Origin of the sequence: Actinophytocola sp. NPDC049390 (assembly GCF_044466355.1) — a bacterium.
GTDB lineage: Bacteria > Actinomycetota > Actinomycetes > Mycobacteriales > Pseudonocardiaceae > Actinophytocola.
In genome coordinates, this window is the sequence record NZ_JBITMQ010000001.1 from 1250364 (window position 1) to 1263323 (window position 12960).

At 70.4% G+C, this 12960-nt stretch carries 13 protein-coding genes; 2 read left to right on the forward strand and 11 right to left on the reverse strand.

The features are described 5' to 3' along the window. Window positions 1–14: 14 nt before the first annotated feature. From ACIBVP_RS05645 to ACIBVP_RS05695, 11 genes are all read right to left on the reverse strand, one after another. Window positions 15–890: a hypothetical protein gene (locus ACIBVP_RS05645; protein ID WP_396104761.1), complete on the reverse strand. Its 876-nt coding sequence runs from the start codon at window positions 888–890 to the stop codon at window positions 15–17. Between the two features lie 96 nt (window positions 891–986). Beyond that, window positions 987–1586 carry a hypothetical protein gene (locus ACIBVP_RS05650; protein WP_396104762.1) on the reverse strand — a complete coding sequence of 200 codons (600 nt, stop codon included), beginning with the start codon at window positions 1584–1586 and terminating at the stop codon, window positions 987–989. An 8-nt stretch (window positions 1587–1594) separates the two neighbouring features. Next, a complete protein-coding gene (locus ACIBVP_RS05655) occupies window positions 1595–2419 on the reverse strand; it encodes an EndoU domain-containing protein (protein ID WP_396104763.1) in 825 nt (274 codons plus the stop codon). A 7-nt stretch (window positions 2420–2426) separates the two neighbouring features. Then, on the reverse strand, window positions 2427–3125 hold the full coding sequence (locus ACIBVP_RS05660) for a WXG100 family type VII secretion target (protein WP_396104764.1): 699 nt from the start codon (window positions 3123–3125) through the stop codon (window positions 2427–2429). Further along, window positions 3122–3454, reverse strand: a complete 333-nt coding sequence (locus ACIBVP_RS05665; protein ID WP_396104938.1) for a WXG100 family type VII secretion target — start codon at window positions 3452–3454, stop codon at window positions 3122–3124. The genes ACIBVP_RS05660 and ACIBVP_RS05665 overlap by 4 nt, the downstream gene beginning before the upstream one ends. Before the next feature lie 5 nt (window positions 3455–3459). Next, the gene (locus ACIBVP_RS05670) at window positions 3460–3984 is read right to left on the reverse strand and encodes a YbaB/EbfC family nucleoid-associated protein (protein WP_396104765.1); all 525 of its coding nucleotides are present in this window, start codon (window positions 3982–3984) and stop codon (window positions 3460–3462) included. Between the two features lie 69 nt (window positions 3985–4053). After that, window positions 4054–4836 carry an alpha/beta fold hydrolase gene (locus ACIBVP_RS05675; RefSeq protein WP_396104766.1) on the reverse strand — a complete coding sequence of 261 codons (783 nt, stop codon included), beginning with the start codon at window positions 4834–4836 and terminating at the stop codon, window positions 4054–4056. Continuing rightward, window positions 4833–5351 (reverse strand): PadR family transcriptional regulator, encoded by a 519-nt coding sequence (locus ACIBVP_RS05680; protein ID WP_396104767.1) that lies wholly within the window; start codon window positions 5349–5351, stop codon window positions 4833–4835. The genes ACIBVP_RS05675 and ACIBVP_RS05680 overlap by 4 nt, the downstream gene beginning before the upstream one ends. Before the next feature lie 64 nt (window positions 5352–5415). Then, window positions 5416–7557 carry a glycoside hydrolase family 3 N-terminal domain-containing protein gene (locus ACIBVP_RS05685; RefSeq protein WP_396104768.1) on the reverse strand — a complete coding sequence of 714 codons (2142 nt, stop codon included), beginning with the start codon at window positions 7555–7557 and terminating at the stop codon, window positions 5416–5418. Between the two features lie 60 nt (window positions 7558–7617). Next, window positions 7618–8421 carry a family 16 glycosylhydrolase gene (locus ACIBVP_RS05690; RefSeq protein WP_396104769.1) on the reverse strand — a complete coding sequence of 268 codons (804 nt, stop codon included), beginning with the start codon at window positions 8419–8421 and terminating at the stop codon, window positions 7618–7620. 23 nt (window positions 8422–8444) lie between these two features. Then, window positions 8445–10061, reverse strand: coding sequence for an extracellular solute-binding protein (locus ACIBVP_RS05695; RefSeq protein ID WP_396104770.1), 1617 nt, complete (start codon window positions 10059–10061; stop codon window positions 8445–8447). A 224-nt stretch (window positions 10062–10285) separates the two neighbouring features. Here ACIBVP_RS05695 and ACIBVP_RS05700 point away from each other — a divergent pair, with 224 nt between their 5' ends. Together ACIBVP_RS05700 and ACIBVP_RS05705 are read left to right on the forward strand one after the other, a co-directional pair. Further along, window positions 10286–11359 carry a LacI family DNA-binding transcriptional regulator gene (locus ACIBVP_RS05700; protein ID WP_396104771.1) on the forward strand — a complete coding sequence of 358 codons (1074 nt, stop codon included), beginning with the start codon at window positions 10286–10288 and terminating at the stop codon, window positions 11357–11359. Beyond that, window positions 11359–12960 carry an FAD-dependent oxidoreductase gene (locus tag ACIBVP_RS05705; protein WP_396104772.1) on the forward strand — a complete coding sequence of 534 codons (1602 nt, stop codon included), beginning with the start codon at window positions 11359–11361 and terminating at the stop codon, window positions 12958–12960. Before ACIBVP_RS05700 ends, ACIBVP_RS05705 begins: the two co-directional genes overlap by 1 nt.

Sequence of the window (12960 nt, forward strand, 5' to 3'; positions counted from 1 at the left end):
GACGCGCCATCCGTCTAGTTGATGCCCACGGTGAAGAGCACGTCCTCGAAGTCGTCCGAGTAGTAGGTGACCATGCCCGCGCCGTTGTGGTGCCCGACGGTCTCGAGCCCGCCCACGGGCATCGGACGCCACCAGTACACCCGTGAACTGAGCTGGTGGGCGCTGTTCGCGTGGCACTCCGCGGTGAGCTGCCCGATCTCGTCCAGTGCGGCCAGCACGCCCGCGGTGTCGCGGTCCCGGATGGGGTGGAAGAGGAACTGGTCGCGAGCGGGCATCGCGACCAGTGCGCCGTGCGGCGCGTCGGCCACCCCGGTCACGGCCTCGATCACCCACGGGATGACCAGCACCAGCGAGCCGACGTAGTCCGAGCCCTGCAGGTAGTAGACGCCCTCGGACTCGAGGTACCGGTCCGGCAGTTCCCCCGCGAGGTTCTCCAGGCCCGCGTCGAAGAGCTGGTCGAAGCCGTGCCGCCGCACGTCCTCGTCCCGCATGACCACGATGGATTCGGGCCGGTCGAAGGCGAGCACCCGGAGCAGGCCGGGGGTGATCTCGTCGGCGTAGGACGCCACGTCGGCCACCCCGGTGTCCGCGGGGGCCAGGCGCAGGTACGTGTGCTGGAGCACCACCTCCGTCGGCCCCTCGATGTCGGAGCTGTCCTGCGTCCCGAGGGCGATGGTCCGCTGGAAGTGCTCGTCGACGACCTCGGGCCACTGCCCGGCCGGAGTGTTGGCCAGCGTCGCCGACAGGGTCTCGAACCCCAGCTCGAGCGATTCCGGGTGGGTGACCTCGACGTGGTCGTCGTGGACGATGACGCGCATGCCGATGAACGCCGGGCTGCGGCGTGCCAGGTGGCGCAACCGATCCTGTTGCGCCGCGGTGAGTAGATGCACCGCCGGTACGTTACAAGGCCGACGGCGACACGTCAGGATCTTGGCGAAACCTCTCGCGAGCCGCGCCCGGAGGTCGGCGTCGTCGTGTCCTGAGGGTCACGCGCTCCAGACCTGATGGGCCGCGGTGAGCGCGGCGGCCTGGTACGGCGGCAGCAGCGACCCCTCGGTGACCACCTCGACGGGCCACGTCAGCTGCGCCTCCACGTTCAACGTCGAGCTGATGCCGGAGTACGCGCGGAGCACGTTCCCGGTGGGTGACACCTGCACGACGTAGAGCCAGGTGCCGTGGTCCGGGTCGGTCAACGGCACGCGCCACGTGCGGCGCACGCGCCTGCCCTGGTGGTTGGGCGCCTCAGCGGCGACCACCTCGTCGGCGCGGTAGGGGTCCGGCGCCGTCACCGGACCGGGCGGCGGGTTGGTCGAGAAGCGGTACGCGAGCGGTGGCACCTCGGCGATGCTCGGCACGTCGTCGAGATCCGGGTTGTCCGGGTCGTCGAGCACCGAGCGGATCTGCTCCCGCTCCTCAGGGGTGATGCCGACGTTCTCCATGGCCAGCCCGAGCAGCATCGCCGACTCGGCCATCACGTCCTCGCCGGCGTAGTAGTTCACGCGCACGGCGTCGAGGACGGTGTCCGACAGCCTGCCCGCGAGCCAACCACACACGTCGGTCAGCGTCGCGTATGTCCTGACATCCATTCCGCCGCTCACTTCTTCGAATATGGACCGAGTACGGTCCGCTCGACCGTACCGTCCGGATGCTGGATCACGCGGATGATCTCATTCCCCTTCGGCCCCTGCCACACCCAGCTGCCGTCGCCACCCGCCTCGGGGTTGTTGTACCTGGGCGGCTCGGACATCGGCACGCCCTTGGGCGCCGGGTTGGGCGCGGGCGGGTTCTCGATCACCGGGTTGCCGCTGCCGTCCTTCTCGCCGCCGTTGGGCGGGAACGCCGTGCGGATCTCGCCGTTGTCGGCGAAGACGGTGGTCCGCACCGTGATCCCGTCGACCTTGCCCTCGTAGTTGTAGGCCATCCGGACGTTGCCGTCGGCGTCCTTGGTCGGGAACGGCCCCTTGACCGGGTTGCCGCTCTGGGTGACCTGGTAGGCCGCGTCCTGGATCTTGTCGGCGTCCCAGCCCTTCGGGAACTCGGTCTTCTTCGAGAAGCCGGTGCCGGGGTAGTGCCCGCCCTGCCGCCCGCCGTCGCCGTCGAGGATGTGTTCCTTGGCGCCGGGCGGAAGGTGGATGTCGCTGGCGTTCGGGGGCGTGGTCGGTGTCGTCGTGGACGGTGTCGTCGGTGTGTTCGGTGTGGTCGGGATGTGCGACGGCGTGGTCGCACCCGTTGCCTGGCCGGGGGTGCCGCCGTCGATGAGCCGCTGCACGGCGGTCTGTGCGCTCGAGACGCTCTTGCCCGCGTCTACGTCACCGACCTTCTTCGGGGGTGTGCCGCCGTCGCCGGAGCCGTCACCCTTCGACGTGCCGGGGCCGTCACCGGAGCCGCCGCTGGGGGTCGTGTGGGTCTTTGGAGGCATCGTCGCGTCACCCGTTGAGGAGCTTGGTCAGGTTGGTCAGGCTCGTGATCAGCGCGCCCGTGTAGGTGACGATGCGCCCGACCCACTTGACGACCGCGGCCGCGATCTGCGAGGCGATCACCGGGATGGTCACCACGAAGATGGCCTCCGCCACCCACACGATCACCCGGGCCACCAGGTCCGCGATGAGGTCGCGCACGATGTCGCGGGTGAACTGGACCAGCCCGCCCGCGCCCGTGGTGGCCTCCGCCATCGCCGCGGACGTCGCGCCGAGACCGCCGATCGCCTGGACGTTGTTCGCCATCAGGGTCTGGTAGGAGTCGGACGCCTTGCCGCTCCAGGTCGGCAGGTCGTTCTGGACGGACGCCTTCAGGTCGTCCGACATGCTGATGAGCTCGGTGGCCATGTTGTTCCACGTCGCGGCGTGCGAGGCCACCACGTCCGGGATGCCGGTCAGCTCGTCGAGCATCTGCCGCAACGGCTCGAAGTACTCCATCGCCCAGCCGATGCCGTTGGCCAGCAACGCGCTGATGGGGTCCATCACGGTCGACACGGCGTCGACGGCGAGCCCGGCGCCGGCCAGGATGCCGTCGACCCAGCTCTTGTTCTGGATGGACTCGACCACGCCCTGGATGCCGTCGGCGAGGCTCGAGCCGGTCCACGGTTGCCTGGTCGACTCGACCGGTGCGATCAGCGGGTTGCTCATCGCGGCCGCACCGAACCCAGGTCGTCCCCGATCGAGCCCATCACGCCGACGACACCCTGCTCGTGTGTCTCGTAGTCGTCGGCCGTGTCCCGCAACGACTTCGCGACCAGCGTCAGGTTCTCCTCGACCTTGGCGATCAGCTCGTCCTGCTTCTGGTGGCGGGCTTCGAGAATGCCCGAGATCCAGCCGCACAGCAGCCCGTACGCCTGGTCGTCCTGCGTGATGTGCGCGCTCGCGCCCTTCACGTTGCCGAACCGTTCCTTCAGGGCGTCGACGTTCGCGGCGTGCGTCCGCAGCTCCTCCGGGTTGGTGGTGAAACCGTCAGGCATCGCGGTCACCGCCAGATGGTGGTGTCGTCATCCTCTTCGTCCTCCCCAGCACGGGGAGTAGGACGGCTGTCCGACCGGAGTGGTTCCGAGATGTCGCGCTGTTCCTCGTCCTCGTGGCGGTCGTAGTACTCGCCGTCCGGTTCGACCTCGCCGGCGTTCGCCAGCAGGTGCTCGCTGACGCGGGCGGCGATCGCCTGTCCCGCGGAGGACTCCGCGCCGACCGTGTCCTCGATGATCTCCTGCGTCATCCCGGCGAGCTCGACCTTCGCCGCCCGGATCGTGCTCATGATCGTGGCGGCGACGACCTCCGGCGAGGAGCGTTCGATCTCCCGTGTCAGCCGCAACGCGATCAGCGAACCGGTGGAGTCGACCGTCACCTCGGCCATGCGGTTCGGGTCCGACCTCGTCACCTGGAGCGCCTGAAACCGGTCGCTCATGTCCTTGGTGTCGGCGGCCAGCTTCTCGATCTTCCCCTGCCACGCCTCGAGACGTTCCCTGGCGTCGTCCGGGCTCAAGACACGGTCGTCCATGATCTCCCCTGCGCTCTCGTTCGCCGCCCCATCCCGACCGAATATATCCGGGAGGTGGCGCGTCGATGGTCAGCGTCGGGGGACGGGGACGAGGCGTGGGTCCGTGGCGCCGTCCAGCCAGGCACGCAGGACGCCGTTGAACAGGGTCGTGTCCTCGACGTTCCAGATGTGGTGCATTCCCGGCGCGAGACGGAGCTGTGCCCGCGGTGCGGCCTTGCCGAGCCGGGTCAGGGAGCGGCGTACCGCCACGTTGTCCTTCTCGCCCGCGATCACGAGGAGGGGACCGGAGTAGTCGCCCACACCGGCGGGGATGCCGCCCCGGTACACGTCCGCGGTCATGGCGGACGCCGTCTCGCGGCGGATCGACATGCCGTGCGCGACGTACCGTGCGCGCGAGTCCGCGGGCAGACCGAACGCCGCGGCCTGGGCGCGCCAGAACCACCGCGCCCGCCAGAACGTCATCTGCAGCCGGGTGACCAGGCGTACCCCGGGGCCTGGTCGTTCGAGCGGCGCTCCGGTCAGGAACGCCGAGTGCACCCGGCCGGGGTGCCGCGCGAGCACACGCAACCCTGTCACGGCACCCAGGGAGAGCCCGACGAGATCGAACGGACCGTCGACACCGTGGCCGGTCGCTCGTGCCACGACGTCGTCGGCCACGGCGTCCAGACCCGGCCAGACCTCCCGGACCCGCTCACCGAAGCCCGGCAGGTTCAGCGTGAGCACCGTCCTGTCGCGCAGCGCGGCCAGCTGTGGTTCCCACATCCAGTTCGCGACGTTGCCCCCGTGCAGCATCACCACGGGCCGGTGCGCGGTGGCCGTCGCGGGACGGTGCACCTCGGGGAAGGCGGTCACGCGACCTCCTTGCCGACCACGTCGAGCCAGGCGAGTTCGGCCCGGAGTTCCGCGATGCCGTGGTCCAGTGTCGCGAGGCGCAGCCGGGCGGCGCGATCGGGCGCCGATGTCCCGGCGCGCAGCCGCTCGAACTGCGCCAGTCGCTCCCGGACCGCCGCACGACGTCGCGTGAAGAGCGTCCGGAGCGCGTCGTCGTCGAGTTCGGCGCCGAAGAACACCCGCGCGAGGAACGGGTCCCGCTCGACGTGCCGCTCCGGCTCGCTCGCGAGCCACTCGGCGAGCACCGTCCGCCCGGCGGCGGTAATGCGGTGCTCCTGGCGGTCTGGTGCCCCGGACCCGGCCACGGTCTCCACCTCCGCGTGGCCGTCGGCGACGAGGCGGGCGAGGGTGCGGTAGATCTGCGCCTTGTCCGCCGACCAGAAGTGCCCGACGGTCGACTCGAAGTGCCGTTTGAGGTCGTAACCGGTCATGGGCGCGATCGCGAGCAACCCCAGGATGATGCGCGAGAGAATCACTCTGCTAGTAGACAAGTCCTCTATTAGACTTGTCAACTAGTGCGTTTGGTCGAGCGCCGCCGGGTCACACGATCGTCAGGGTGCACCGGTCGGTCGTCGCGGAGCTGGTGCCGGTGTGGACGTCGATCTCGCCCGGTTCCACCACGAACCGGCCGTTCGGGTCGCCGGTCCAGAACCCGAGGTCGTCGGCGCCCAGGGCGAAGCGCACGACCGTCTCCGCGCCCGCGGCGAGGTGGACGCGCCGGAAGCCGCGCAGCCTGCGCACCGGTTGCACGACACTGGCCGCGCGGTCGTGCACGTAGAGCTGCACGACCTCGTCCCCGGCGCGGTCCCCGGTGTTGCGCAGCGGCACGGTGACCTCGACCGCGGCACCGTCGCACAGCGCGGCGGCCTCGATCCGGGTCCGGGACAGCTCCGGCGCGGACACGGCGAAGGTGGTGTAGGCGATGCCGTGCCCGAACGGGAACCGCGGACCGTCGGCCAGGTCGAGGTAGCCGGAGACGAACGGGTTCTCCGGCCGTGCCGGGTCGTGGGGACGTCCGGTGTTCTCCCGGTTGTAGTAGATGGGCACCTGCCCGACCGCGCGGGGGAAGGTCACCGGCAGCTTGCCGCCGGGGTTGACCGCTCCGGTCAGCACGTCCGCGATCGCGTTGCCCGCCTCGATGCCGGGGTGCCAGGCCATGAGCACCGCGGGCGCGGTGTCCAGCCAGTCGCCGGTCAGCGGCCTGCCGCCCACCAGCACCACGGCGTAGGGCCTGCCCGTCGCGGCGACGGCGGCGATCAGGTCCTCCTGCCCGTCGGGCAGACCCAGGTCGGACCGGGTGGCCGCCTCACCGCTGAGCGCCGTGGGTTCGCCGACGACCACGACCGTCACGTCGGCGGCCAGTGCCGCGTCGACCGCCTCCTGGACGCCGTCCGCGTGGCTGATCAGCGTGTCCGGCAGCGCCGCGGCGAGAGCCTCGCGGACGGTGCCCGCGGGGAAGCGCCGCTGCGTCTCGCCGAGCACCCACGTGCCGAGCAGGTCGGCCGAGTCGGCGAACGGGCCCACCACGGCGACCGACGAGACCGACGGATCGAGGGGGAGGATCGCAGGCGCGTTCTTCAGCAGCACCATGCACCGCGCCGCCACGTCCCGTGCCGCGGCCCGCGTGCTCGGCGTCGGTTCCGGGATCACCGCGTCGAGGTCCACGTAGGGCCGGTCGAACAGGCCCAGCCGGAACTTCAGCCGCAGCACCCGCGTCACCGCGTCGTCGAGCCGGTCGGCGCTGATCAGGCCACGTGCCAGCAGGTCCGGTCCGTGCTCGACGAGGCTGGTGCTCGCCATCTCGACGTCCACCCCGGCGCCGAGGGCCAGCCGGGCCGCGTCCGCTCGGTCGGCGGCGAAGCCGTGGACGACCAGCTCGTCGACGCCCGCCCAGTCGCTGACCACGACCCCGTCGAAACCCCGCTGTGTCTTGAGGATGTCGGTCAGCGTGTGCGCGTTGCCGTGCGCGGGCACGCCGCTGACGGTGTTGAACGCGGCCATCACGGTCGCCGCACCTGCGTCGACGGCGGCCAGGAACGGTGGCAGGTACAGGTTGCGCAGGCGCTGCTCCGACACGTCGACCGTGTTGTAGTCGCGGCCGCCCTCCGCGCCGCCGTAGGCGACGAAGTGCTTGGCGCAGGCGGCGACGCGGTCATCCGCGCTCATGTCGTCGCCCTGGTAGCCGCGCACCTTCGCGGCCGCGTACCGGGCGGTCAGGTACGGGTCCTCGCCGTGGCTCTCGGCGATCCGGCCCCAGCGCGGCTCGTGGGTGACGTCCATCATCGGCGAGAACACCCAGTGGATGCCGTCGGACCGGGCCTCTCGCGCCGACACGGCGCCGTCGGTCTCGGTGACGGCCGGGTCGAACGCGGCGGCCTGGGCCAGCGGGATGGGGAAGGTCGTCCAGTAGCCGTGGATGACGTCCAGCCCGTAGAGCAGCGGGATGCCCAGGCGGGACTCCTCGACGGCGATGCGCTGCAGCGCGTTCGCGTTCGCGGCACCCATCAGGTTGAGCACCGAGCCGACCCGGCCCGCGCGGGCCGCGGTCTCGACGTCCTCGGTGCCCGGCCCGCCCGGTCCGGTGTTGAAGCCCCAGGCCAGCTGTTGGAGCTGGCCGAACTTCTCCACCGGCGTCATGCGGCCGAGCAGCTCCTTGATCTCGGCGTCGTGGTCGCTGCTCATGCGGGGGTTCCTCTCGATGCGGGGGCCGGTGGCACGCGTCGTGCGTGCCACCGGCGGCAGTCAGCCGAGGGCGGCGTCCTGGTACACCCTCACATAGTCGATCTTGAACTGTTGCGGGAACGGCACGGACGCGTCGGGATGACCGATCCACGACGCGCCGACCGCGGTGTTCATGATGATGTGCATCGGCGTGTTGAAGTAGTTGCCGGTCAACGTGAACTGGCAGGTCTGCTGCCCGTCGACGAAGTAGGTCAGCTTCGGTCCTGGCTCCCAGATGAGGCTGTACGTGTGGTAGCCCGCCGACAGGTTCACCGGGCTCGTGTGCTCGCAGCCCTGGTTGGCGCCGAGGTCGGTGCCGTGCGGCTCGTCGGCGTAGTGCAGCGCGTGGTGCACCTTCGTCGGGTCGTTCCACAGTTCGGCGAAGTCGACCTCGTTGCCGCCCGGGCCCGGCCAGTTGCCGGTGATGTCACCCTGCAGCCACAGCGCGGGCCAGATGCCCGTGCCCATGGCGGGCATCTGCGCCCGCACCTCGATCTTGCCGTAGGTGAAGGAGAACCGGCCCTTCGTCCACACCATGCCGGACGTGTACGGCTTGCTGCCGTACTGCCGCTTCTCGGTGGTCAGCACCAGGTTGCTGTTCGCGGCGGTGACGGCGAAGGACGTGTACGCCTGGTCGGAACCGGGGGAGAGGAGTCCTTCGATGACACCCCACTTCTGGTGGTCGAGCGTGTCGAAGGTGTCGCCCCACACGAACCGCCAGTCGTAGGCGGCCTGGTCCGCGGCGGCCGGGCCCGCGGTGGCCGGCAGCACCGCGGCGGTCAGCACGGCGGCGGCGGCGAACAGTCGCCGTAGTCGTTTGTGCATCAACTCTCTCCTTCGTCAGAGCGTCATTGCTGTGCGTAGGCCTTCTCGAACTCGCCGCGGACCTGGTCGCCACCGCTGGAGCGCCACTGGCGCACGACGTCCGCCCAGCCCGACACCGGCTGGTTGCCGCGGACGATCTCGCTGCGGGCGTTGTTGAGCGTCTTGGACAGCACCGACCCCCTGCTCGCGTTCACCGGCGAGTACAGGCCGACGGTCGGGTCCGGCACCAGCAGCGGCGCGACCTCCTTGTGGTACGCGTACTGCTTGTCCACCACGGCACGGTCGCCGGGGCCGAGGATCGCCGGCTGGTCCACGAGGTACTGCATGGGGATCTTCACGTTCGTCTCGCCCGCGCTCGTCAGTGCGGGGACACCGTCGCGCATCACGTGGTCGACGCCGTCGACCCCGAACTTGCGGAACAGGTGCTCGGTGGTGCCGAACGGCGCCGCCATCCAGTTGGCGATCGCGAGCATCTGCCGGACCCGCTTCTCGTCCCCCTTCTTGATACCGGTGACGGCGAAGCTGCCCTTGCCGGTGAAGTGCCTGCCCGCACCGTTCCCGTCGTGTGCCGGGGCGAGCACGCCGCCGACGTCGATGCCCGGGTAGGTGCCGAGCAGGATGTCCCACGCCGCGTATCCGTCGACCTTCATGGCGATCTTGCCGGTGCCGAACCAGTCGCGGCCCTGCTGGAAGGTCGCGCTGAACGTGTCCGGGTGGAACAGTCCTTTCCCGACCATGTCGACCAGTGCGGCGAGCGCCTCGGTGTACTCCTCGGTCTCGACGGCGTTCGTGAACCTGCCGTTGTTCTCCGACCAGCCGTTGGGCACACCGAACGACTCGAGCAGGAACAGCAGCGCGCCACCGCCACCGAGTCCGGTGTCGCCGAGCGCCCAGCGCCCTGCCTTCGCGTCGGTCAGGCCTTCGCACAACTCGACGAACTCGGCGTGGCTCGTGGGTTTCGGGTTGAGTGACCGCTCGGCGACGAGGTCGTCGCGGACGAACATGATCTCGCCGATGCTCGCGCGTGGGGTGGGCAGGCCGTGGATGCCGCCGTTGGCGACCATCGGGAGCCACGAGAACCGCGGGATGTTCGCCAGGAACGGGTACTCCTTGACCGCGTCGCCCGACAGGTACGGCGTGAGGTCGGCGAACTTGGCGCGCAGCACGCGAGGCAGGTCCGGTGTCCACGACGGCAGCATCACGATGTCGGGGAGGTCGCCCCCCGCGATCGTCGTGGTGACCTTGGTGCTGTAGTCGCTGTCCGGGACGATGTTGAAGGCCAACTCCGCGCCGACCCGGTCGTTGAGCGCCTGCCAGTACGCGTTGCCGGACAGCGGTGGCGGGACCGGGGTGAACGTGTCGACGAGGATGGCGACCCTCCCCGCGCCGGCGCCGGGCTTGTCCCTGATCGCGGTGACGAGGTTCTCCGGGTACCGGTAGAAGCCGGGCAGCAGGTTCTCGCCCGCGGGGAGGTCGGGCGTCACGCCGGTGTAGGGGACGTGGGTCGGCAGCTTCACGCTGGCGTTGGCCTCGGCGGTGTCGGCGGCGCCGGTGCCACCACCGCAGGCCGAGAGCAACGACGTCGATGCGGCGGCGAGGGTCATCGCGCCCATGCCGCGCAGCAGGGCGCGGCGATTCACAGCTCTGTGCTGGGTCACGGCGAGGACTTCCGTTCTCGGAAAGACTGACGAGTGAGATGTGATGATGCGCATCATCACGGTGGTGATGGACTCTAGGTCCGTCGAAAACGACTGTCAACTCTCGATTAGCTGCACGTTGCAGGATGATTGTTGACCGATGGTCGCCTGCCTGGCTACGCTCCTGGCGACAACAGATAATGCGCTACATCAATTGAGGTATCCACGTGAAGGCGTCCGAACGCCCAAAGAAGCGGCCGACCCAGGCCGACGTCGCGCGGCTGGCGAGCGTGTCACCGGCGGTCGTCTCCGCGGTGGTGAACGGCCGCGACGGCTCGAACGGGGTCCGGGTCGGCGACGCGACGGCCGCGCGCGTCGAGGAGGCGATCCGCCAGCTCGGGTACGTGCCGAACGTGGCCGCGCGGAGCCTCGCCCGCGGCCGCAACGGGATCATCGGCGTCTTCACGTACGAGGCGCTGTTCCCCATGCAGGCGATGAGCTACTACCACCCGTTCCTCGTGGGTGTCGAGGAGGCGGTCGAGGCGCTCGACTGCCATCTGCTGCTGTTCACCGGCTCGCACACCGACGACCGCCGCCGGTCCATCTACAAGAACGGCACCAACTCGCTCCAGGTCGCCGACGGTTCTGTCCTCATCGGACAGTCGGAGGACCGCGACGAGCTGGCCGCCCTGGTGCGGGACGGCTATCCCGCCGTGTTCATCGGCCGTCGTGACCTGCCCGGCGCCGAGGTGTCCTACGCGGCCGCCGACTACGCCACGGCCACCAGGCTCCTCGTCGAGCGTGTCGCCGGGCTGGGGCACCGCCGGATCGCGCGGCTGCGCGGCGGGTCGAACCACGAGTCGATCCTCGACCGCGACGCCGGTTTCGCGGCCGCGCGCGAACTGCTCGGCGACGGCGTCGACACCACCGAGGTGTTCGTCCCGCCGCGAGCCGAGTCCATCGCGGCGGTCGTGCCGGGGTTGGTCGAGCAGGGCTACACGTGCGTCGTCACCGACGACCGGGAACGCGCGGGCGACGTCTGCGCCGCCGCCACGGCACTGGGCCTCTCGGTGCCGAGGGACCTCTCCGTGGCGGCGCTCAGTGAGTACGAGTACGTGGACAACACCGTCGAGCGCTGGGACATCACCACCATCACGACGCCGGGCCGGGAGATGGGCGCCGCGGCCGTGCGGCTCCTCGCCGACCTGCTGGACAACCCCGCCGACCGCACGCCGCGCCGGGTCGTCATCGGCTGCGGCTTCCACCCCGGCGCCACCCTCACCGCACCTCAAGGAGCCTGATGCACGAGCAGACCTGCGACATCCTCGTCGTCGGCGGCGGCCTCGGCGGTGTCGCCGCCGCGCTGGCCGCGCTGCGGCTGGGCCGCGACGTCGTCCTCACCGAGGAGACGGACTGGCTCGGCGGCCAGCTGACGGCGCAGGCGGTGCCACCGGACGAGCACCCCTGGATCGAGCAGTTCGGCTGCACCGCGACCTACCGGCGGCTGCGCGACACCATCCGCGCGTACTACCGCCGCGGGTACCCGCTGACCGAGGAAGCGGCGGCGACCGTGAACCTCAACCCCGGCAAGGGGCACGTCAGCAGGCTCTGCCACGAACCGAGGGTCGCCGTCGCCGCGATCGAGGAGATGCTCGCCCCCTACCGGTCCAGCAGGCAGCTGCGGGTCCTGCTGCGGCACCGGCCCGTGGGTGCTCACGTCGACGGTGACCGGGTCACGGCGGTGCGGCTGCTCGACACCGGCAGCGGTGACGAGCTGACCGTGTCCGCGCGGTACGTGCTGGACGCGACCGAGCTGGGCGACCTGCTGGAGCTGGCGGGCGTCGAGCACGTCATCGGGTCGGAGAGCCGCGACGACTTCGGTGAGCCGCACGCGGTCGAGGGACCCGCCCAGCCGCTCGACCAGCAGTCGTTCACGTTCTGCTTCGCACTCGACCACCGGCCGGGCGAGGACCACACCATCGACCGGCCCGCGACGTACGACTTCTGGCGCGCCTACGCGCCCGACTTCTGGCCTGCGCCGCTGCTCAGCTGGGTGCAGGTCGCGCCGGAAACGTTGCAGCCGTACACGAAGCGGGTCTTCGAACCGGACCAGGACTTCGACCTGTGGCGGTTCCGCCGGATCCTGCACCGGCCGCACCTCACGGACTCCTACGCGGGCGACGACATCACGCTGGTCAACTGGCAGCAGATCGACTACTGGCTCGGCCCGCTGCTCGGCGTCGACGACGCGGAGCGCGACCGGCACCTCGAGGGCGCCAGGCAGCTCAGCCTGTCGTTCCTGTACTGGATGCAGACCGAGGCGCCCAACCACCTCGGCGGCACCGGCCACCCGGGACTGCGGCTGCGCCCCGACGTCACCGACACCGCCGACGGCCTCGCCAAGTACCCCTACATCCGGGAGTCCCGTCGCATCCGCGCCGAGTTCACCGTCACCGAGCTGCACGTGGGTGTCGAGGCACGCGGTTCGCTGCTCGGCGCGGAGGAGTTCCGGGACTCCGTCGGCATCGGCAGCTACCGCATCGACCTGCACCCCTCCACCGGTGGCCCCGCCGGGCCGCGCCAGTACGTGGACGTGGCGAGCTGGCCGTTCCAGATCCCGCTCGGCGCCCTGCTGCCGGTCCGGGTCGAAAACCTGTTGCCCGCCAACAAGAACATCGGCACCACGCACATCTCCAACGGCTGCTACCGGCTGCACCCGGTCGAGTGGAACATCGGCGAGGCCGCGGGTGCGCTCGCCGCGCACTGCCTCGACACGGGCGCGGTGCCGCGCCAGGTACGCGCCGACGCCGCCCGTCTGGAGTCCTACCAGGACACGCTGACCGGTCTCGGTGTCGAGCTCGCCTGGCCGGTCGAGGTCCGCACGCAGAAGAAGTACAACTGA

Coding starts and splice junctions, on each gene's coding strand:
- ACIBVP_RS05705 (WP_396104772.1), top strand. CDS start 11,359: ATGCACGAGCAGACCTGCGACATCCTCGTCGTCGGCGGCGGCCTCGGC.
- ACIBVP_RS05655 (WP_396104763.1), bottom strand. CDS start 2,419: ATGCCTCCAAAGACCCACACGACCCCCAGCGGCGGCTCCGGTGACGGC.
- ACIBVP_RS05690 (WP_396104769.1), bottom strand. CDS start 8,421: ATGCACAAACGACTACGGCGACTGTTCGCCGCCGCCGCCGTGCTGACC.
- ACIBVP_RS05650 (WP_396104762.1), bottom strand. CDS start 1,586: ATGGATGTCAGGACATACGCGACGCTGACCGACGTGTGTGGTTGGCTC.
- ACIBVP_RS05660 (WP_396104764.1), bottom strand. CDS start 3,125: ATGAGCAACCCGCTGATCGCACCGGTCGAGTCGACCAGGCAACCGTGG.
- ACIBVP_RS05685 (WP_396104768.1), bottom strand. CDS start 7,557: ATGAGCAGCGACCACGACGCCGAGATCAAGGAGCTGCTCGGCCGCATG.
- ACIBVP_RS05670 (WP_396104765.1), bottom strand. CDS start 3,984: ATGGACGACCGTGTCTTGAGCCCGGACGACGCCAGGGAACGTCTCGAG.
- ACIBVP_RS05665 (WP_396104938.1), bottom strand. CDS start 3,454: ATGCCTGACGGTTTCACCACCAACCCGGAGGAGCTGCGGACGCACGCC.